The 20,797-nt window shown below is 59.0% G+C and carries 22 protein-coding genes and 2 tRNA genes; 17 read left to right on the top strand and 7 right to left on the bottom strand.

The window, feature by feature from the left end:
• Window positions 1–39: 39 nt before the first annotated feature.
• The gene (locus M0746_RS01710; protein ID WP_258448028.1) at window positions 40–345 is read left to right on the top strand and encodes a YkgJ family cysteine cluster protein; all 306 of its coding nucleotides are present in this window, start codon (window positions 40–42) and stop codon (window positions 343–345) included.
• Window positions 346–479: 134 nt separating this feature from the next.
• On the opposite strand, the gene M0746_RS01705 is transcribed toward M0746_RS01710, so the two are convergent.
• The 6 genes from M0746_RS01705 to hemA all read right to left on the bottom strand — a co-directional run bounded on the left by M0746_RS01705 (window position 480) and on the right by hemA (window position 5,838).
• Window positions 480–998 carry an acyloxyacyl hydrolase gene (locus M0746_RS01705; RefSeq protein WP_024014291.1) on the bottom strand — a complete coding sequence of 173 codons (519 nt, stop codon included), beginning with the start codon at window positions 996–998 and terminating at the stop codon, window positions 480–482.
• A gap of 110 nt (window positions 999–1,108) precedes the next feature.
• Window positions 1,109–1,900, bottom strand: coding sequence for a glutamate racemase (murI, locus tag M0746_RS01700; RefSeq protein WP_258448027.1), 792 nt, complete (start codon window positions 1,898–1,900; stop codon window positions 1,109–1,111).
• Window positions 1,893–2,648 (bottom strand): molybdopterin-synthase adenylyltransferase MoeB, encoded by a 756-nt coding sequence (locus M0746_RS01695; RefSeq protein ID WP_258448026.1) that lies wholly within the window; start codon window positions 2,646–2,648, stop codon window positions 1,893–1,895. The genes murI and M0746_RS01695 overlap by 8 nt, the downstream gene beginning before the upstream one ends.
• On the bottom strand, window positions 2,642–3,472 hold the full coding sequence (gene prmC, locus M0746_RS01690) for a peptide chain release factor N(5)-glutamine methyltransferase (RefSeq protein ID WP_258448025.1): 831 nt from the start codon (window positions 3,470–3,472) through the stop codon (window positions 2,642–2,644). Before prmC ends, M0746_RS01695 begins: the two co-directional genes overlap by 7 nt.
• On the bottom strand, window positions 3,473–4,555 hold the full coding sequence (prfA, locus tag M0746_RS01685; RefSeq protein WP_258448024.1) for a peptide chain release factor 1: 1,083 nt from the start codon (window positions 4,553–4,555) through the stop codon (window positions 3,473–3,475).
• Window positions 4,552–5,838, bottom strand: a complete 1,287-nt coding sequence (hemA, locus tag M0746_RS01680) for a glutamyl-tRNA reductase (protein ID WP_093098369.1) — start codon at window positions 5,836–5,838, stop codon at window positions 4,552–4,554. Before hemA ends, prfA begins: the two co-directional genes overlap by 4 nt.
• A 183-nt stretch (window positions 5,839–6,021) precedes the next feature.
• On the opposite strand from hemA, the gene M0746_RS01675 reads away from it, so the two are divergent.
• The 8 genes from M0746_RS01675 (at window position 6,022) to ychF (ending at window position 12,943) form a co-directional block, all read left to right on the top strand.
• Entirely contained in the window at window positions 6,022–7,746 is a 1,725-nt protein-coding gene (locus M0746_RS01675) for a tetratricopeptide repeat protein (RefSeq protein ID WP_208939782.1), read from the top strand.
• A gap of 3 nt (window positions 7,747–7,749) precedes the next feature.
• Window positions 7,750–8,367, top strand: a complete 618-nt coding sequence (gene lolB, locus M0746_RS01670) for a lipoprotein insertase outer membrane protein LolB (RefSeq protein WP_258448023.1) — start codon at window positions 7,750–7,752, stop codon at window positions 8,365–8,367.
• A 3-nt stretch (window positions 8,368–8,370) separates the two neighbouring features.
• Window positions 8,371–9,222 (top strand): 4-(cytidine 5'-diphospho)-2-C-methyl-D-erythritol kinase, encoded by an 852-nt coding sequence (ispE, locus tag M0746_RS01665; protein ID WP_258448022.1) that lies wholly within the window; start codon window positions 8,371–8,373, stop codon window positions 9,220–9,222.
• Between the two features lie 36 nt (window positions 9,223–9,258).
• Window positions 9,259–9,333, top strand: a tRNA-Gln gene (locus M0746_RS01660).
• Between the two features lie 45 nt (window positions 9,334–9,378).
• Window positions 9,379–10,320: a ribose-phosphate pyrophosphokinase gene (locus M0746_RS01655; protein ID WP_003171603.1), complete on the top strand. Its 942-nt coding sequence runs from the start codon at window positions 9,379–9,381 to the stop codon at window positions 10,318–10,320.
• Window positions 10,321–10,461: 141 nt separating this feature from the next.
• Window positions 10,462–11,064, top strand: a complete 603-nt coding sequence (locus M0746_RS01650) for a 50S ribosomal protein L25/general stress protein Ctc (protein WP_090286251.1) — start codon at window positions 10,462–10,464, stop codon at window positions 11,062–11,064.
• A 171-nt stretch (window positions 11,065–11,235) separates the two neighbouring features.
• Window positions 11,236–11,820, top strand: coding sequence for an aminoacyl-tRNA hydrolase (gene pth / locus M0746_RS01645; RefSeq protein WP_258448021.1), 585 nt, complete (start codon window positions 11,236–11,238; stop codon window positions 11,818–11,820).
• 22 nt (window positions 11,821–11,842) lie between these two features.
• A complete protein-coding gene (gene ychF / locus M0746_RS01640) occupies window positions 11,843–12,943 on the top strand; it encodes a redox-regulated ATPase YchF (RefSeq protein ID WP_258448020.1) in 1,101 nt (366 codons plus the stop codon).
• Window positions 12,944–13,035: 92 nt separating this feature from the next.
• On the opposite strand, the gene M0746_RS01635 is transcribed toward ychF, so the two are convergent.
• The gene (locus M0746_RS01635) at window positions 13,036–14,253 is read right to left on the bottom strand and encodes an MFS transporter (RefSeq protein WP_258448019.1); all 1,218 of its coding nucleotides are present in this window, start codon (window positions 14,251–14,253) and stop codon (window positions 13,036–13,038) included.
• Between the two features lie 333 nt (window positions 14,254–14,586).
• On the opposite strand from M0746_RS01635, the gene M0746_RS01630 reads away from it, so the two are divergent.
• From M0746_RS01630 to M0746_RS01595, 8 genes are all read left to right on the top strand, one after another.
• A complete protein-coding gene (locus M0746_RS01630; RefSeq protein ID WP_258448018.1) occupies window positions 14,587–16,644 on the top strand; it encodes a methyl-accepting chemotaxis protein in 2,058 nt (685 codons plus the stop codon).
• Window positions 16,645–16,759: 115 nt separating this feature from the next.
• Window positions 16,760–16,836 (top strand) — tRNA-Met (locus M0746_RS01625).
• Between the two features lie 137 nt (window positions 16,837–16,973).
• Window positions 16,974–18,245, top strand: coding sequence for a tyrosine-type recombinase/integrase (locus M0746_RS01620; RefSeq protein WP_258448017.1), 1,272 nt, complete (start codon window positions 16,974–16,976; stop codon window positions 18,243–18,245).
• 252 nt (window positions 18,246–18,497) lie between these two features.
• A complete protein-coding gene (locus M0746_RS01615) occupies window positions 18,498–19,037 on the top strand; it encodes a hypothetical protein (RefSeq protein WP_139273548.1) in 540 nt (179 codons plus the stop codon).
• A 74-nt stretch (window positions 19,038–19,111) separates the two neighbouring features.
• Entirely contained in the window at window positions 19,112–19,345 is a 234-nt protein-coding gene (locus M0746_RS01610) for a helix-turn-helix transcriptional regulator (protein WP_092233482.1), read from the top strand.
• A 2-nt stretch (window positions 19,346–19,347) separates the two neighbouring features.
• Window positions 19,348–19,620 (top strand): helix-turn-helix transcriptional regulator, encoded by a 273-nt coding sequence (locus tag M0746_RS01605; protein WP_092233480.1) that lies wholly within the window; start codon window positions 19,348–19,350, stop codon window positions 19,618–19,620.
• Complete coding sequence (locus M0746_RS01600; RefSeq protein WP_092233477.1) at window positions 19,617–19,946, top strand: hypothetical protein; 330 nt, start codon at window positions 19,617–19,619, stop codon at window positions 19,944–19,946. Before M0746_RS01605 ends, M0746_RS01600 begins: the two co-directional genes overlap by 4 nt.
• 537 nt (window positions 19,947–20,483) lie before the next feature.
• Window positions 20,484–20,768: a DUF3077 domain-containing protein gene (locus tag M0746_RS01595; protein WP_235860982.1), complete on the top strand. Its 285-nt coding sequence runs from the start codon at window positions 20,484–20,486 to the stop codon at window positions 20,766–20,768.
• Window positions 20,769–20,797: the final 29 nt, after the last annotated feature.

Genomic DNA, 20,797 nt, shown 5'->3' with positions numbered 1-20,797 from the left:
CATTCACACGCACAGCGGCCGCTGCCTTACACTGGCGCCATGAAAACCATCCCTCACCAACAAATCGCCGAACCGGCGGTCACTTGCTCGACCTGCGCCGCCTGCTGTTGCCAGCTCGAAGTCATGCTGATCACCGACACAGGCGTGCCTGAGCGTTTTATCGATACCGATGAGTGGGGCGGCGAAGTCATGCTGCGTCTGGACGACGGCTGGTGCGCGGCACTGGATCGCGACAGCATGATGTGCACGATCTACGAAAAACGCCCGCTGATCTGCCGCGAATTCGAAATGGGTGCGCCGGAGTGCATCGAGGAACGCAAAGGCATCACCACGGCCTACCGCTGACTTCAGGTACACCCTGAAAACCAATGTGGGAGCGAGCCTGCTCGCGAAAGCTGTTTCATGCTCAACGAAGATGTTGAATGAAATAGCACTTTCGCGAGCAGGCTCGCTCCCACAAAGGTTAAGGCGTTTAGTGGTTAGAGCGGCATCGTGTAATGCAGCGCGTAACTCTCTACGCCATCGTTGTCGCTGGACAAACCGGCGTTGGAATAGTGCGTCGCACGAATCCCGACTTCATGCCCGCCATTGAAGCGCAGGCCGAAACCGATGCGGTCTTCGAACTGGAAGGAGCCGCCCAGTTTGTTGCTTTCATATTCGGTGTTGGAGAAGAACGCCGCGCCGATACCCGCCTCAACGTACGGCTTGACCGACTGGCCGGCAAACTCGTAAACAAATACAGGCGAGAACGACAGGCTGTTGTTGCTGGAAGTCTTGTCACCTTCCCAGTAGGTGTAAGCGCCACTCCAGTAGCCGGTCAGGCGACCGACGTCGCTCTGCAGCCAGCTCTTGTCCCAGTCGAAATTCATGCCCAGGCGATAAGTCATGGTCGAATCGCTGGTACCGCCAACGGCGAATTCAACGCCAGCGGCTTGTGCAGAAATGCTTTGCCCCATCAGTGCGGCCGCAATCGCGGCCAAGCAGAATAGTCGCTTCACTTTGAAACTTCCTTTTCCGGAACGATCGTTTGGTTTTTAGTGCTGCTGTCGCTATAGAAGTCAGCGCTTGAACAGAAGTTCAGCGAATTTCGACTTATTTCACATTTTTTTTACAAGTCGAAGTTTTGCACATCAGCGGCGGGTTGGCCCAGCAGCGGCAGGATCTTTCTGAAGGACGCCGGATCGGCGCTGGTCCAGAATTTCACTGGCTGGCATGGGCCTGCGGCAAGCAGATCACGTTCACCGAGCAACCGTTGCAGTTGCCGCGCCACTGCCGCACCGGTATCGATCAGGCTGATATCGTCGCCGATCATTGTCTTTAACAGCGGCTTCAGGAAAGGATAATGCGTGCAGCCGAGAATTATCGTATCGCAGCCCTGGGCCAATAAGGGCGCGACATAGCCTTGCAATAAAATGCGCAGTTGCGCGCTGTGCAAGTCACCGTTTTCAATCAACTCGACCAGCCCCGGGCACGGCTGAGTGATGACCTTCACGTCAGCCGCGAAGCGATCAAGCAGCGCGGCGAACTTGGCGCTCTGCAAGGTGCCCGTGGTGGCGAGTACGCCGACCACACCGCTACGGGTTGCGGCGGCAGCAGGTTTGACCGCCGGCTCCATACCGACAATTGGCCACTCGGGGAAGTCGCGGCGCAGATCGGCCACACCGGCAACGGTCGCGGTATTGCACGCCAGCACCAGCGCCTTGGCGCCCTGCTCGCGGAAAAACCCGGCCATCGCAGTGCAGCGCTGGCGGATGAATTCCGGGGTTTTTTCACCATAGGGAATGTGCCCGCAATCGGCGACATAGAGCAGCGACTCGTTGGGCAGCAAGCGCTGGATTTCCGCCAGTACCGACAAGCCGCCGACACCGGAATCGAACACGCCGATCGGCGCTTCACGCATGGCGCGAACCACAGACACTGCAGCCCGGATCACGCTTGACGCGCAATTCGCGAAAACGCGAACCGAGCGCATCGATCAGCAGCAGGCGTCCCACCAGCGGCTCACCGAAACCGACCAGCAGCTTCAACGCCTCCAGTGCTTGCAGACTGCCGACCAGACCTACCAGCGGCCCGACCACGCCGGCCTCGCTGCAAGTCAGTTCGGCCTCGCTGCCATGCCCGTACAGACAGTGATAACACGGGCTCTCGGCACGCCGCGGATCGAACACCGACAACTGCCCTTCCAGGCGAATCGCCGCGCCGCTGACCAGCGGTTTACCCGCCGCTACGCACGCCGCATTGACGGCCTCGCGGGTGGAAAAGTTATCCGAACAGTCGAGCACCAGATCCACCGCCGTCACCGCAGCCGCCAGAGAATCCTCGTCGAGCGCCTGACGGTGGGCAATCAGCTGAATCTCGGGGTTGATCGCGCCCAGGCGCTTGAGTGCCGAATCGACCTTGCTCATGCCGACACTGTCGGTGTCATGAATGATTTGCCGTTGCAGATTGGTCAGGTCGACCGTGTCGAAATCCGCCAGATGCAACTCCCCGACCCCGGCGGCGGCCAGATACAACGCCACCGGCGCACCGAGACCGCCAAGGCCGACAATCAACACGCGACTGTCCTTGAGCTTCAGTTGCCCGTCGATGTCGATGTGTTGCAGCAGAATCTGCCGGCTGTAGCGCAGCAATTCCTGATCATTCAGCACGGCAGGCGCCCCAGACTGATGCGTTGGTGACCACCGAGATCGGTGCGGCTGTGAACCTCGGTAAACCCACGGGTCAGCAGCAGATCGCGCACGGCTTCGGCCTGGTCATAGCCATGTTCGAGCATCAGCCAGCCACCGGCTTCGAGATGATCCGGCGCCTGGGCGACGATCAAACGCAGATCGTCGAGCCCGTCTTCACCGGCGACCAAAGCACTGGCCGGCTCAAAGCGCACATCGCCTTCGACCAGATGCGGATCGGCTGCCGCAATGTAGGGCGGATTGCTGATGATCAACTGAAAACGCTGACCGGCCAGCGCGCTGAACCAATGACTGCTCAGCACCGTGGCGTTGTTCAGGTGCAGGCGCTGACGATTACGTTCGGCCAACGCGACGGCTTCGAGCACGCGATCCACCGCCGTCACTCGCCACGCCGGGCGCTCGCTGGCCAAGGCCAGGGCGATGGCACCGCTGCCGGTGCCAAGATCGAGCACTTTCGACGGGGTCGCGGGCAACAGCTCCAGCGCCGCTTCCACCAACAGTTCAGTGTCGGGGCGTGGGATCAGCGTGTGCGGCGCCACTTCCAGATCGAGTTTCCAGAAACCCTGCTGGCCAAGAATGTAAGCCACCGGCTCGCCGCCACGGCGCCGTTGCAGATACTCAGCAAAGGTCAGCGCCGCCTCGCTCGGCACGATGCGCTCGGGCCAGGTGTGCAGAAAACTGCGCGATTTGCCCAGCGCTGCGGCGAGAAGCAATTCGGCGTCCAGACGCGCGGTCGGCGAATCCGGCAGTTCGGCGGCGCGCAACAGGCTGGCGATGATGGTCATTTATTCACCTATCGCCGCGAGTTGGTCCGCCTGATATTCGGCCAGCAACGGCTCGATCACCGCTTCCACGCCACCGGCAAGAATTTCATCCAGCGAGTACAGGGTCAGGTTGACGCGATGGTCGGTGACCCGGCCCTGAGCATAGTTGTAGGTGCGGATGCGCTCGGAACGGTCGCCAGAACCGACCAGCAGTTTGCGCTCGCTGGCAATGGCGTTGGCCGCCGCGGCGTTCTGCTGATCATTGAGTTTGGCCGACAGCCACGCCATCGCCCGCGCACGGTTCTTGTGCTGGGAACGTTCTTCCTGGCACTCGACCACGGTGCCGGTCGGTATGTGGGTGATGCGGATCGCCGAGTCGGTGGTGTTGACGTGCTGACCACCGGCCCCGGAGGAGCGGTAGGTGTCGACGCGCAAATCCGCCGGGTTGATCTCGATGGCTTCGCGTTCGTCCGGCTCGGGCAACACCGCCACGGTGCACGCCGACGTGTGGATACGGCCCTGGGATTCGGTGGCGGGTACGCGCTGTACGCGGTGCGCGCCGGACTCGAATTTCAGCTTGCCGTAAACGTTGTCGCCCTCAATGCGCGCGATGACTTCTTTATAGCCGCCGTGTTCGCCTTCGTTTTCCGAGAGGATCTCCACGCGCCAGCCACGGCGTTCGGCGTAACGCGAGTACATGCGGAACAGGTCGCCGGAGAAAATCGCCGCTTCGTCGCCACCGGTGCCGGCGCGAATTTCCAGAAACACGTTGCGGCCATCGTTGGGATCCTTGGGCAGCAACATGCGCTGCAGGTCGGATTCCAGAGTAATCAGCAATTCCTTGGCGTCGCGGACTTCTTCCACGGCCATTTCGCGCATGTCCGGGTCGTTGTCCTTGAGCAGCGCCTGTGCGCCTTCAAGATCGCTTTGTACACCGAGCAGTTTTTTATAACCCTGCACGACCGGCTCGAGTTCGGCGTATTCCTTGGAATAGGCGCGAAACTTCGTCTGATCGGAAATGACTTCGGCGTCGCCGAGCAACGCGGTCAGTTCCTCGAAACGGTCCTGGAGGGTGTCCAGCTTGTTGAGCAGTGACGCTTTCATTGCGGTTTTTTATCCGAAAAACTATCCGGTGAGCCCTCAAGGGCAAAGAGTTCCTGGGCCATGGCCAGCGCATCGAGGCGGCCTTCGGCAGACAGCTTTTTCAGCTGCACGCTGGGCGCATGCAGCAATTTGTTGGTCAGGCCCCGGGCCAGTTGCCCGAGCACATCTTCGGCATTACCGCCGTTGGCCAGCAGGCGCAGGGCCTTTTGCAATTCTTCGTCGCGCAGGCGTTCGCTCTGTTGACGATAGGCCTTGAGCACGTCGACTGCCGCCAGTTCACGCAGGCGCACCATGAAATCGTCAGCGCCGACCGACACCATCTCTTCCGCCGCCTGCGCTGCGCCCTGGCGGCTTTTGAGGTTTTCGGCGACCACTTCGTGCAGGTCATCGACGCTGTACAGGTAAACGTCGTCCAACTCGCCGACTTCCGGCTCGATATCGCGTGGAACGGCGATGTCGACCATGAAGATCGGCTTGTGCTTGCGCAGCTTCAGCGCACTTTCAACCGCGCCTTTGCCGAGGATCGGCAACTGACTGGCGGTCGAGCTGATGACGATGTCACTGCGCACCAGCTCCGCCGGAATATCCGACAGCAGCACCGCATGGGCACCGAACTGCTCGGCCAACAGGCTGGCACGCTCCAGCGTACGGTTGGCAACGACGATGCGCTTGACCCCCAGCTCATGCAAATGGCGGGCAACCAGGGTGATGGTCTCGCCGGCGCCGATCAGCAAGGCCTGGCTGCGCTGCAAGTCGCTGAAAATCTGCTTGGCCAGGCTGACGGCGGCAAACGCCACCGACACCGGGTTTTCGCCGATCGCGGTGTCGGTGCGCACCTGCTTGGCGGCATTGAAGGTGGCTTGAAACAGCCGCCCCAGCAGCGGGCCGATGGTGCCAGCCTCGCGGGCCACGGCGTAGGCCGACTTCATCTGACCGAGAATCTGTGGCTCGCCCAGTACCAGCGAATCGAGCCCGGAGGCGACGCGCATCATGTGACGAACCGCCGCATCGTCTTCATGCACATACGCACTGGCGCGCAGCTCATCGAGACTGAGCTTGTGATAATCGGCCAGCCAGCGCAGCACGATATCCGCCGATAGCTGATCCTGTTCTATATAAAGCTCACTGCGATTGCAGGTGGAGAGGATCGCGGCTTCGCGGCTGTCGGTCAGTCGGCAGAGCTGCTGCAAGGCCTCCACCAGCTGTTCTGGCGTAAAGGCCACGCGCTCGCGGACGTCTACGGAAGCAGTCTTGTGGTTGATACCGAGTGCAAGGAAGGCCATTCAAGGTCGCTGGTGGTGACGTGAAGCCGGCAATTGTCCTACTTCGAAAGATCCAGAACAACTACCGCTGACTATTGTCCCAATTGTCGGCCCCTATAATGGCCACAATCGAGACTCGGTTATGTTTGGCCGAAGGCTTGTGTCATGATGATCCGACCGCAGGTTTAGCCGTCCTCTTCCTATATGAATAGATCTTCCGCGTTGCTCCTCGCTTTTGTCTTCCTCAGCGGCTGCCAAGCCTTGGCTCCCGTTTCGCCGAGCGGCACGCCGTCGGTCGAAGACACCACGCCCGCACCTGAAAAGCCCAAGGTTTACGGCTCGTTCAGCGAGGAAACCGTTTTCAGCCTGCTGAGCGCCGAACTCGCCGGCCAGCGCAATCGCTTCGACATTGCCCTGGACAACTACGTGACCCAGGCCATCAACACGCAGGATCCGGGCATTTCCGAGCGTGCATTTCGCATCGCCGAGTACCTGGGCGCCGATCAACCGGCCCTCGATACCGCGCTGATCTGGGCGAGAAACGCTCCGGACGATCTTGAAGCGCAGCGCGCCGCCGCCGTGCAACTGGCACGCGCCGGGCGTTATGACGACTCCATGGTGTATATGGAGAAAGTCCTGCAGGGCAAGGGCGACACGCATTTCGACTTCCTCGCGCTGTCCGCCGCTGACACCGATCAGGAAACCCGCAACGGCCTGATGAAAAGTTTCGACCGTTTGTTGCAGCGCCATCCGAACAACAGTCAGCTGATTTTCGGCAAGGCCTTGCTGCTGCAACAAGACGGCGACAACAAAGGTGCGCTGGCCCTGCTCGAAGACAATCCACCGGAAGACGGCGAGATCGCGCCGATTCTGCTGCGCGCGCGCTTGCTGCAAATCCTCAACCGTGGCGACGAAGCGCTGCCGCTGCTGCAGAAAAGCATCAAGAAATACCCGGACGACAAGCGCCTGCGCCTGACTTACGCACGCATGCTGGTAGAACAGGACCGCATGGACGACGCCAAGGCCGAGTTCTCCAGCCTCGTTCAGCAATACCCCGAAGACGACGAACTGCGTTATTCGCTGGCACTGGTATGCCTGGAAGCCAAGGCCTGGGACGAGGCCAAGGGTTATCTGGAAGACCTGATCGCCCGTGAAAGCCACGTCGATTCGGCGCACCTGAACCTGGGTCGCATCGCCGAAGAACGCAACGACCCGCAAGGCGCGCTCATCGAATACGCACAAGTCGGCCCGGGCAACGACTATCTGCCAGCGCAGTTGCGTCAGGCCGACATACTGATGAACAACGGCAAGACCGCCGAAGCACAACGCAAACTCGCCGCCGAACGTGACGAACAACCCGATTACGCGATCCAGCTGTTCCTGATCGAGTCGGAAACCCTGTCGGCCAATAAACACGACGACAAGGCCTGGACGGTTCTGCAGCAAGCGCTGGTGCAATACCCGGACGATCTGAATCTGCTCTACACCCGGGCCATGCTCGCGGAAAAACGCAATGATCTGGCGCAAATGGAAAAAGACCTGCGCCTGATCATCAAGCGTGACCCGGACAACGCCATGGCGCTCAATGCGCTGGGCTACACCCTGTCCGACCGCACCACCCGCTACGCCGAAGCGAAAACCCTGATCGAGCAGGCACACCAGATCAACCCGGATGATCCAGCGGTGCTCGATAGCCTTGGCTGGGTGAATTACCGCCTGGGCAATCTGGACGACGCGGAGAAATACCTGCGTCAGGCCCTGGAGCGCTTCCCCGATCACGAAGTCGCCGCGCACCTGGGCGAAGTGTTGTGGGCCAAGGGCAATCAACGCGAAGCCAAACAAGTGTGGGGCAAGTTCCTCAAGGACCAGCCCGACAGCACCATTCTGCGCAGCACCATCAAGCGCCTGACCGGATCCGAGACTCTTTAACCCATGTTTTTGCGCCACGTCATTGTTTTCAGCTTCATCGCCCTGCTCGCCGGCTGCTCGGGTTTTGGCACTCGCGAATCGGTCGAAGGCCACGGCACCCCGGCTCAATGGGCCGCCAACAAACAGCAACTGACCGCCCTCGATGGCTGGCAGATCGACGGCAAGATCGGCATTCGCGCGCCAAAAGACTCCGGCAGCGGCACGCTGTTCTGGCTGCAGCGTCAGGACTATTACGACATTCGCCTGTCCGGCCCGCTGGGTCGTGGCGCGGCACGCCTGACCGGGCGCCCGGGCAAGGTCTCGCTGGAAGTCGCCAATCAGGGCCGCTACGAAGCGCAATCGCCCGAAGCTTTGCTTGAAGAACAGCTGGGCTGGAAATTACCCGTGTCGAATCTGGCGTGGTGGGTGCGTGGTTTGCCGGCTCCGGAAAGCAAGAGTCGCCTGAATCTCGACGCAAACAGCCGCCTGGCCAGCCTCGAACAGGATGGCTGGAAAGTCGAATACACCGCCTACACCGAACAAAATGGTTACTGGTTGCCCGAGCGCATCAAGCTGCACGGCACCGACCTCGACGTGACGCTGGTGATCAAGACCTGGCAACCGCGCAAGCTGGGGCAGTAAACGATGACCGCTGCGCGCCTGACCCTGCCCTCGCCGGCCAAACTCAACCTGATGCTGCACATTCTCGGACGCCGCGCTGACGGTTATCACGAATTGCAGACCCTGTTTCAGTTTGTCGATTACGGCGATGAAATCACCTATGCCGTGCGCGATGACGGCGTGATTCGCCTGCACACCGAGTTCACCGGTGTGCCGCACGACAGCAATCTGATCGTGCGCGCGGCGAAAATGCTCCAGCAGCAATCCGGCTGCACACTCGGTATCGATATCTGGATCGACAAGGTGCTGCCCATGGGCGGCGGCATCGGTGGCGGCAGTTCGAATGCGGCGACGACACTGCTCGGTCTCAATCACCTGTGGCAGTTGGGCTGGGATGAAGATCGACTGGCCGCGCTGGGTCTGACACTCGGCGCCGACGTGCCGGTTTTCGTGCGTGGCCACGCGGCGTTCGCCGAGGGTGTGGGCGAGAAACTGACCCCGGTCGACCCCGAAGAACCGTGGTATCTGGTGCTTGTGCCGCAAGTCTCTGTTAGTACGGCAGAAATTTTTTCCGATCCTTTGTTGACACGTAACACACCGCCCATTAAAGTGCGCCCCGTTCCCGAGGGAAACAGTCGAAATGACTGCTTGCCGGTGGTTGCAAGGCGTTATCCAGAGGTACGTAACGCATTGAATTTGTTAGGTAAATTTACCGAAGCAAAGCTCACCGGAACTGGAAGTTGTGTGTTTGGGGGCTTCCCAAGCAAAGCTGAAGCTGATAAAGTCTCGGCCCTTCTGACAGAGACCCTTACAGGGTTTGTAGCCAAAGGCAGCAACGTTTCGATGTTGCACCGCAAGCTGCAAAGTCTGCTCTAAAGGAACCAGGTGCTCGGCACTTGATGCAACAGATACAGGGGCGTCGCCAAGCGGTAAGGCAGCAGGTTTTGATCCTGCCATGCGTTGGTTCGAATCCAGCCGCCCCTGCCATTTTCTCTACTCATCCAGGTTACCCTCAGCCTCTAGGTACTGCGCGTGTCCAAGATGATGGTCTTTACGGGGAACGCTAACCCCGATCTGGCTCGGCGTGTCGTACGTCAGCTGCATATCCCTCTCGGTGACATCTCTGTCGGCAAGTTTTCCGACGGCGAAATCACAGCCGAGATCAATGAAAACGTTCGCGGTAAAGACGTCTTCATTATTCAGCCGACTTGCGCTCCGACCAACGATAACCTGATGGAACTGGTAGTGATGGCTGATGCCTTCCGCCGCTCCTCGGCTACTCGCATCACTGCTGTTATTCCTTATTTTGGTTATGCCCGTCAGGATCGCCGTCCGCGTTCCGCACGTGTGGCCATCAGCGCGAAAGTCGTCGCTGACATGCTTACCGTAGTCGGCATCGACCGTGTTCTCACGGTTGATCTGCATGCTGACCAGATTCAGGGCTTCTTCGATATTCCGGTAGATAACATCTACGGCTCCCCGGTTCTGGTGGATGACATTGAAGATCAGCGCTTCGAAAACCTGATGATCGTGTCCCCGGACATTGGTGGCGTCGTGCGTGCACGGGCCGTTGCCAAGTCGCTGGGTGTCGATCTCGGGATCATCGACAAACGCCGTGAGAAAGCCAATCACTCTGAAGTGATGCATATCATCGGTGATGTCGAAGGGCGTACCTGTATTCTGGTCGATGACATGGTCGATACCGCCGGCACTCTGTGCCATGCGGCCAAGGCCCTGAAAGAGCATGGCGCAGCCAAGGTCTTTGCCTATTGCACACACCCTGTGCTGTCGGGTCGGGCCATCGAGAATATCGAAAATTCCGTGCTGGACGAGCTGGTGGTGACTAACACCATCCCGCTGTCCGCTGCAGCACAAGCCTGTGCACGTATCCGTCAACTGGATATCGCACCGGTTGTTGCCGAAGCGGTTCGCCGCATCAGCAATGAAGAATCGATCAGCGCGATGTTCCGTTAAGGGCCCTGCCCTTCACGAAATGTCTCGTTGACGAAAAGCGCCCCGCCCCGGCATCTCTGCCGGGGCGGGGCTTTTTTGCCCATACCGTGTTCGGCGCTGGTCGCAAACGCCACGCGGTCATGGCTATTTTGGAGATACAAAATGAACGATTTTACTCTGAATGCTGAAGTGCGTTCCGACCTGGGGAAAGGTGCGAGCCGCCGCCTGCGTCGTCTCGCAAGCCTGGTTCCAGCTGTAGTTTACGGTGGCGACAAAGCCCCTGAATCCATCAGCATGCTGGCCAAAGAAGTTGCCAAACTGCTCGAAAACGAAGCGGCTTACAGCCACATCATCGAGCTGAACGTTGGTGGCACCAAGCAAAACGTTATCATCAAGGCTCTGCAGCGTCACCCGGCCAAAGGCCACGTGATGCACGCTGACTTCGTACGCGTTGTTGCCGGCCAGAAACTGACCGCCATCGTGCCTGTACACTTTGTTGGCGAAGAAGCTCCAGTGAAGAAAGGCGGCGAAGTTTCGCACGTTGTTGCTGAAATCGAAGTGACCTGCCTGCCGAAAGACCTGCCTGAGTTCATCGAAGTCGACCTGTCGAAAGCAGAAATCGGCACCATCATTCACCTGTCGGACCTCAAAGCTCCTAAAGGTGTTGAGTTCGTTGCTCTGGCACACGGCGATGACAAGGCTGTTGCCAACGTCCACGCTCCACGTGTTGCTCCAGAAGCTACCGAAGAAGGCGCAGCAGAGTAATCCACTCTGTTCTGTCTGAGTGAGCAAGTAACATCGCGGACTGGAACGTAGCGAGAAAGCGGGCGAGAACGCGGAGTTTACATCCATGGTAAATGAGCATTTTTCGTCCACTTTCGCCGCTGTCACAGATTGCGGCGATGTTATTCACCACTCAAAGGAAGGGCCCCTATCGTGACTGCCATCAAACTGATCGTTGGCCTGGGAAATCCAGGCGCCGAATACGACCAGACCCGGCATAACGCAGGGGCCCTTTTTGTTGAGCGCATCGCCCATGCCCAGAACGTGAATCTGGTGGCCGATCGCAAATATTTCGGCCTGACCGGGCGCTATTCGCACCAGGGTCAGGATGTTCGTCTGCTGATTCCCACGACCTATATGAACCGCAGCGGCCAGGCCGTGGCGGCACTCGCCGGTTTCTTCCGCATCAAGCCTGAAGAAATCCTCGTGGCGCACGACGAACTCGACTTGCCTCCGGGCGTCGCCAAGCTCAAGCAGGGCGGCGGCCATGGCGGTCACAACGGGTTGCGCGACATCATCGCGCAACTGGGCAATCAGAATACGTTCTACCGCCTGCGGCTTGGCATTGGCCACCCGGGCGTTGCCAATATGGTTTCAAATTTCGTCCTGGGTCGTGCGCCACGCGCCGAACAGGAAAAACTCGATGCCAGCATCGACTTTGCCCTCGGCGTGCTGCCGGATATCCTCGCCGGGGAATGGAACCGCGCGATGAAAAACCTGCACAGCCAGAAGGCCTGACTTTTACCCGAGGGGAAACACCATGGGATTCAATTGCGGCATCGTCGGCCTGCCTAACGTCGGCAAGTCCACCCTGTTCAACGCCCTGACCAAGTCCGGTATCGCGGCCGAAAACTTCCCCTTCTGCACCATTGAGCCGAACAGCGGCATCGTGGCAATGCCGGATCCGCGCCTGCAAGCACTGGCGGAAATCGTCAATCCCAAGCGCATCCTGCCGACCACCATGGAATTCGTCGACATCGCAGGCCTCGTTGCCGGCGCCTCGAAAGGTGAAGGCCTGGGCAACAAGTTCCTCGCCAACATCCGCGAAACCGATGCCATCGCTCACGTCGTGCGCTGCTTCGAAGACGAAAACGTGATCCACGTTTCCAACAGCGTCGACCCCAAGCGCGACATTGAAATCATCGACCTGGAACTGATCTTCGCCGACCTCGACAGCTGCGAGAAGCAATTACAGAAAGTCGCGCGCAACGCTAAGGGCGGTGACAAGGAAGCCGTGGTGCAGAAGGCGCTGCTGGAGCAACTGATCACGCACTTCACCGAAGCCAAACCGGCGCGCAGCCTGATGAAGAACATGAGCACTGACGAAAAGGCAGTAATCAAGGGCTTCCACCTGCTGACCACCAAACCGGTCATGTACATCGCCAACGTCGCTGAAGACGGCTTCGACAACAACCCGCACCTGGACGTGGTTCGCGCCATCGCCGAAGAAGAAGGCGCCATGGTCGTGCCGGTGTGCAACAAGATCGAAGCGGAAATCGCCGAGCTCGATGACGGCGAAGAGAAAGACATGTTCCTCGAGGCCCTGGGCCTGGAAGAGCCGGGCCTGAACCGCGTGATCCGCGCCGGCTACGAAATGCTGCACCTGCAGACCTACTTCACCGCCGGTGTCGAAGAAGTCCGCGCCTGGACCGTCAAGGTCGGTGCAACTGCCCCGCAAGCCGCTGGCGTGATCCACACCGACTTCGAAAAAGGCTTTATCCGCGCCGAAGTCATCGCCTACAACGACTTCATCCAGTACAAGGGCGAAGCCGGTGCCAAGGAAGCGGGCAAATGGCGTCTGGAAGGCAAGGAATACATCGTCAAGGACGGCGACGTGATGCACTTCCGCTTCAACGTCTAAGCAACACCCGCACAAGAAAAAGCCGCGTTTGATACGCGGTTTTTTTGTGCCTGAAATTTATAGCCCAACACATTTCCCTGTAGGAGTGGGGGTCAGGCCTTTTTGGTACGCGGCAAGAAAATTGCCAACACGCCAAACAACGGTAAAAACGAACACAGGAAATACACATACTCAATCCCGTGTATATCCGCCAGGTGCCCGAGCAACGCCGCACCAATCCCGCCAAAACCAAACATCAGGCCGAAGAAAATCCCGGCAATCATCCCGACATTGCCCGGCACCAGCTCCTGCGCGTACACGACGATAGCCGAGAACGCCGAGGCCAGAATGAAGCCGATTACCACGCTGAGCACGCTGGTCCAGAACAGATCGACGTGAGGCATCAGCAAAGTGAATGGCGCCACACCGAGGATCGAAAACCAGATAACCGCCTTACGGCCAATCCTGTCGCCGATCGGCCCGCCGAAGAACGTCCCCGCCGCCACCGCGCCGAGAAACAGGAACAGGTGCAACTGCGAGCTGGCCACCGACAGGTCGAATTTCTCGATCAGGTAAAAGGTGAAATAGCTGGTGAGGCTGGCCATGTAGAAATACTTGGAAAACACCAACAGCCCCAGCACCACCAGCGCAGTGGTCACCCTGCCCTTCGACAGTCCGTGAGTCGCTGCCTGACCAGCCTTGAGCTTGAACAGGTTCAAGTGATGGGCGTACCAGCGGCTGATGCGGTACAGCACGAACAGCGCAAACACCGCGAACAGGCCGAACCACGCGACATTGCCCTGACCGAACGGAATGATGATCGCCGCCGCCAGCAGCGGGCCGAATGCCGAACCTGCGTTACCACCGACCTGGAAAGTCGATTGCGCCAGACCGTAACGCCCGCCCGAAGCCAGGCGCGCGATCCGCGACGCTTCGGGGTGGAATGTCGACGAACCGATACCGATCAGCGCCGCTGCCAGCAAAATCAAGGGGAAGCTGCCGACCATCGACATCATCACAATGCCGATCAGCGTGCAGATCGAACCGGCTGGCAGCAGCCACGGTTTCGGATGTCGATCGGTGTGATAACCCACCCACGGCTGCAACAACGACGCGGTCAATTGGAAAGTCAAAGTGATCAGGCCGACCTGGGTAAACGTGAGGCCGTAATTGGCCTTGAGCATCGGATAGATCGACGGCAGCACTGACTGGATCAGGTCGTTGATCAAATGCGCCAGCGCCACCGCGCCGATGATGCGCATCACCAAAGGGCTGCTTTGCGAAGCAGCGGTCGCCGAGGCAGCGGCGGTCTGAGCGTTGCTGATAGCCATGGAAGTTTCCGGACAGCAGAGAGGTGCCCGCAGGCAGGTGCGTCAATGTGCCATTTTTCGGTGCATCTGCGCTATCCCCTTAGCCAGCTAACTAACTGACGGATCGTCGACTGCAAGGTGATAGCGCAACGCCATGGTCTGAATCTTGCCTTGCTTCTCTGCTTGAACGCGGCCGCCTTACAAAGACGACCGACAATGGGAAGTTTCGCTACAGAGCCGGCCTACAGAGCGGGCAACAGTGAACTTTCGAGGCCTTTTAGCAGGGCACAACATCAAGGTCGAACGACCGTGGTGCACGCCAATGGTGCGTGGTGTCCAGGGGAGTCATGGGGCATGCAGGCTTTTCTTTCGCCGGGGATCAAATTGCTGGGGCGATTTGGCTTCGCACGTAAATTCCAATTGTTGTTTCTGCTGTTCATTCTGCCGTTGGCCGGTAGCCTTTTGATGATCGGCCAGGACTATCGTGAAAAGCTCCATCTGATCTCCGGCGAACGCGCCGGCGTGCGTCAGTTGCTGGCGCTGGATGCGCTGGACAACCTGCTCGCCGCGCAACGCGACCGTGCGGCCCGCTGGCGCGCGACGGAAACGAATCGTCAACCGACGCCGGCCACTCTCGCGGCGATGGGCGCGTTCGATGCCGTACAACCGGCCGTACAGCAAGCCACCACGGACTTGGGAAACGCCCTGAAAAACGAAGGCGCACAAGGCGAAACCCTCACCCGCTATCAGGCGCTGCAAACCGCACTCAATGGTCTGGATTCGAAAAGCCTGAGCAGCGTCGGCTGGTGGCCGGATGGCTACGATCGTTTCACCAACGCCCTCAGTGCCCTGCAAGCGTTGCGCGAGCAGATCGTCATGGACAACCGCCTGACGCTCGCACCTTGGCTGGAAACCTATCTGCTGACGCAGATATCAACGCAGCACGCGCCGGACCTGATCGAACGGGTGGGCCGCCTCGCTGCCGTCGGCCAGGCCTCGGTGGTCTCCGGCCAATTTACCTTGCAGAGCCGTTTGCAATTGCGTGACCTGCGCAGCCGCATCGGCGATGCCCGCGAGCAACTGGTCAAAACTGCCACGCTGCTCGAAGTCCGCCTGCCGAAAGATCAGCAGAGCTGGGCCAACCAATACCACGACAGCCTCAAACACCTCGACAGCGGCTTGAAAGTGCTCGACGACGGTGTGTTCGGCGGCAGCATCAATCTGAAACCGGAAGACTTCGAGCGCAGCCTCGACGCTCTGCTGACCGACCTCGCGTCTTTGCGCCAGCAATCGCTGGTGTCGCTGGATCAACGGCTCGATGCTTATCACAGCTCGGCGATCCGTCAGTTCATCCTGGTCGCGGCGATCTTCGGTTGCCTGCTGCTGGCCGCGCTGTACCTGTTCATCTGCCTGCAAGCCTCGATCCGTCGCAGCGCCAGCGGCATCACGCTGCTCGCCGAAGCCCTGCGTGACGGCAACCTGAGCCTGCAAGTGCCGGTGGTCGGGCGGGATGAGCTGGCGGCCATCAGCACAGCGCTCAACGTGGCCGTGGTGCAATTGCGCAGCAGCATGCTCGGTGTCGATCACGAGACCTCGCAACTGAGCAACGCGGTACGCAGCCTCAACGACCATTCCAGCGGTGCGCTCAGCGAAGTTGAGGCGCAGCAGTTGCAGATCAGCCAGATCGCCGCAGCGGCCACGCAACTGGCAGCCACTTCGCAAGGTGTTGCACAGAGTTGCGAACAGGCATCCGGCAGTGCTCAACACACCCGGCGCATCGCCGCCGACAGCAGCCGCGACAGCCAGCGCACCACCGCGAGCATTCAGCAGCTCAATCAGCGCTTGAACGAAACAGCAGCGGCATTGGGCCGGGTCAGCGAACAAGGCCAGCAGATTCAACTGGTCGTCGACACCATCCGCGGCGTCGCCGAGCAAACCAACCTGCTGGCGCTCAACGCGGCCATCGAAGCGGCACGCGCCGGGGAACAGGGCCGTGGCTTTGCCGTGGTTGCTGACGAAGTGCGCAGCCTGTCGCAACGCACCCAGTCATCCACCGCACAGATCGCTGGCACCGTCGACAGCCTGCGCGCCACGGTCAACGAAGCGGTGAACCTGATGGAAGCCGCGTGCGGTCAGGCGCAATCGGATGCCGCCGCCGTCACCGGCCTCGGTGAACGCCTGGGCGAAATTGCCAGCGCCGTGCAAAGCGTCACCGACACCCTGGCGCAGATCGCCACGGCGGTTGAGGAGCAGGCCAGCACCGCCGATGAGGTGAGCGGCAACATCCAGCAGGTCGATCAGGCGGCGGTGCGTTTACTCGAAGGCGCGCGGGCGGTGAACATTGCGGCGGACACCCTGAGCCAGGGCAGCGAAGCCTTGAGCGCCAATACCGCCAGATTCCGCCTGCGCTGACACCCTCCCCGGCCCCGATTTTCGGGGCCGGAGGATAAGCGGTTGAAAATAAGAAGAAATATTTTGGATTTACGCTTGACGCTTTTCCATTTCAGGGGAATAATGCGCGCCACTTGGCTACATAGCTCAGTTGGTTAGAGCATAGCATTCATAATGCTGGGGTCCGGGGTTCAAGTCCCTGTGTAGCCACCAAGTACCTGTTTACAGATGTCTCCATGAGTCTCTAAACAACCTCAAGAAGCCCGCCTAGTGCGGGCTTTCTTGTTTCTGGCTGTATCTCCTTATCTACCCCTATATCTTCCCGCCGTGTATCCCACTGTGTATCCTTGATGAAAAATCGAACCGAGGGGATACAAGTCAATGAAGCGCTCGAAATCAAGCGCCGCCCGCTGTCTGATACCGCCCTAGCGGGCCTGGAGCCCGACACCAAGGAATACCGGGAACAAGATGGCAACGGCCTGTATTTCCGCGTGAAGCCTGACGGCCAGAAGTCCCGGCAACTACGTTACAAGACGCCTGCAGGTAAGTGGAGCTGGCTGGGGTTAGGTGGTTACCCGGAGGTCGGTGGGGCGCTGGCCAGACAGAAGGCTTCCGAACTGCGCGCCGATGCAGCTGAGGGCAAGAATCCGATAGCAACCAAACAGGCCCGCCAAGCTGCCGATATGGCAGCCAGCAACAGCACCTTTGAATCATTGGCGCGGGAGTGGCACACCTCCCGGCTCAACTCTTGGGATGCTGGCACCGCTAAACGAGTTATGGGCGCACTGGAGCGTCATGTGTTCCCTACCTTCGGCAAACGGCTGTACACCGGCATCCTGTCGATGGAGTGGATGGAGCTGCTACGCGGACTGGAACAGCAAGGCATTCTTGAGCAAATGAGCCGAGTGAGGGCCTACTGCAAGGATGTGTACGATCTGGCCCGAGTGACGGGGCGAGCCGTGAACAACCCGCTTGAGGGCGTCCACAAGTTCTTGGCCTCAGGTAAAGCTGAGAACTATGCCCATGTCAGCCTTGAGGAGCTGCCTGCCCTGCTCCGTGCTATCCGCTCCTATCCCCACGCCAAAGACGTACAACTCGGCTTACGCCTGCTGACCATGATAGCCGTGCGCCCCAGCGAGCTGCGCGAAGCCCACTGGGAAGAATTCGATCTAAACAAAAAGCTTTGGACAATCCCAGTAGAACGCAAGGGCCGCAAGAAAGGGCTTGAACACCTGGTGCCACTCAGCCGTCAGGCCATTGAAATACTGGAAGAGCTGCGCGGCCTGACTGGAGCCTACCCACTGCTATTCCCCGGAAGAAGCGACCGCACCAAACCCCGTAGCGATACCGTGTTTCTGATGGCCTTGCGTCGCCTTGGCTATGAGGGCAGACAGACCGGTCATGGTTTCCGCCATATCGCCAGCACCATCCTGAACGAACACGAGTTTGATGCCGACCACGTCGAAGCCCAGCTCAGCCACAAGGCGCCAGGTGTACGCGGGATCTACAACAAGGCTCAGTATTTGACACAACGCACAACGATGATGCAGTGGTACGCCGATTACCTTGACAGACTGGAGAAAGGCAACGTAATCCAAGGTAATTTTGGAAAGGTGGTTTGAGCATGCACCAGAGCCCCGGCCTAAAATCTCGTGTTCTTAGTGTTCTTGGTGTTCCTAAATCCGTGAAGCCCTTTAAATTCGTGGCTTTCAGATCTGGAACACGAACAAAAAAAAGATGGAACACAACACACAGATACGGTGAAAGGTGTTCTTCAAAACCGCCTCTTCTGCCTGCGGGCCAAGGTGATGGAAACGCTGTGTCGAATCACGGCGCGGGGGGTTCGCAGAGCTTTCGGGGCGAGGGGTTCTGTAATGGATGATGAATTAGAGGACATGGATAACACTTTTAAAAACGCGGTATCTGTTCGTAGTACACGCAGCTGGGTCCTAATTCCTGATGGTGAGAATCCAAAGCGCATGCTTTGGCATTGGGTGCCATGGGCTGAGGACGATCTCGATAAGCTGTTTCGGCGAGTGAACGATGGGAGTTCTTCCGAGGAGGATCACGAACTGTTTGACGCCTGCATGCTGGACAGATTCATTGGCAGGGTTGAAGCCGGAGAACCAGTCGAGCCATGGATTCTCGCCAGCTTGGCCAAGTCCTTCACTCACGTGCTAATGGGAGCGCAATGGAGTGATGCAATCCGGCTACCTGGGCGCCCCGCTCCACGGGTCAGGAGCTGGCGTGAACAGCGGGATCTAGATATTTTTTTTGACGTGATGCATTGCGTAGGCAGGGAAGGGCTTGTGGTAACTAAGGCAATCGAAACGGTAGCTGAAAAGCATGCTGTTTCTTACCAGGCCGCCAGAGCCGCCTACTACCGGTGGAAAGCACTTTCTAAAAACTGGTAAAAACCTTAGAAAGACCCATAACAACCGAATGTCTAAATTTCGTCCTGTCTCTCCCAAGTTACAGGACGCTCACCATGAACACCGTAATTCAGCGATTTGCCGAATCGCTCCAGCTCCACCCCTCTGGTCTTCTTACGCCTGCCCAAGTTGCCGTCGAGCTGGGCGTCTCGCATAGGACGCTTGCCGCCTGGCGCAGCTCCCGCAATACGGGCCCAGCTTGGATGCGAATCGGTTCGCGAGTGCGCTATAGCAAAGCAGCATTGCTGGCCTGGCTCAAAGATCGCTCCCAGAAAACGAGCGAGGCCTGACCATGTCTGCGACAACAGAAACCAAGTCAAACAAATCCAACGTAGTTTTGCTCGACCCGGCCACGACGCTCATTCGAATCCCAGAAGTCATGGCGATTGTAGGGTTGGCGCGGCCCACCATTTACAAGTTGATGCGGCGAGCTGACAGCGGCTTTCCGCTGCCTGTAAAGCTCAGTCACAGCAATGCACGTGGTGCCCCTGTTGCTTGGGTATTGAGTGAGGTTCAGGAGTGGGTTCGGGGACGGATCGCAGCCCGTGGGCAGGTGGCAGCATGACCCCTGTGTTCCTGCCGCATTCCCTTCTTGATGCAGTTGAAGCGACTCTGCCTCCAGCGGTAGCCAAGGGCAAACATGACCTCTGCGCGCTGCGTGATCGTGCGATCGCAGAGGGTGCCCATGTTCTGCTGTTGGCCTGGCCGACGCTCGACTGGGTGTTGCTGGCCATCGAGATCCCAGAGGGAGTGGTGATCAAGGATGCACAACAGCTCATCCCCAACCTGCTGGCCAACCCTACCGCCCTGGAGCACATGCGCTCAGAGTCCCGTAAAGGCCAGCACCTGAGCTGGTTGTCTCTGACTCGCTCCGTCGCCACTCAGCACTAACGAAAACGCCCCCGGCTGCAACCGGAGGCGTTAGAGGTAGACTCATATGCCCATTCAATTTATGACGCATTGCGCAATCGCGCAAGCTCCGCTTGTTGCACTTCTAAAATCGAGGCGCTATGCTCCGGCTGTCGCTGCAAATTCAGTGACCGGGTTTGACGGCCCGAGCAACTTGGCGCACAGGCGCCCCATCCGACAGCAGGCGCTTTTTTTGTGCCCGCAGTTTCGTGTTATGGCGGCTGTGCGTGGGAGACCTTCGGGTCTGCCGGGTTCCAAGTTCCCGGTCCGTCAACCTGCGCACAGCTGCCACCTTAAATCGTTTGACGGCGATTCGTGGCAGCTCCATTTAAACTTGGAGTATCGCCTCATGAAGCACGCAAACGCCCTCAATCCGTCCAGTAACTCCAGTCGAGCCGCCGCACACCGTGCCATGGCCATGTCTGCCCTTCATGCAAACTCCAGCCTGTCCACTCGACTGGCTCGCTACAACCAACACATGAGCAAAGCTCGCACCTTGGAAAATGCTGGGGGCGCGCTATGAAGACCACTCACATCGAAGCCAAAACAGCAGGCGGTATGTCCTTCGGCGCCTGCAACGTGGACGGGCAAAAAATATTCCGTATCAACCCTGACATCCCTGTAGGGGACGCTCTGGAACACGCCTCGAATCTGCTGGGAATAGTAAACAGGTTGACTTTGGTTAGCGGCATGGATGACGGCAATGAGACTGTTACGTGGGCCGCTCACGAATTGGGCGAGATGGCAAAAGCGATAATTGACGATGTTACGACCGGCCTTCTAATCGCGGGGAACACCCCATGAGTACGGAAAAAAACACCCCAGCTTCGCCA

The organism is Pseudomonas sp. S11P7 (assembly GCF_023195435.1).
Classification (GTDB): Bacteria; Pseudomonadota; Gammaproteobacteria; order Pseudomonadales; family Pseudomonadaceae; genus Aquipseudomonas; species Aquipseudomonas fluorescens_G.
The sequence above is the reverse complement of the archived record's forward strand: the minus strand, read 5'-3'. Positions and strand labels throughout refer to the sequence as shown.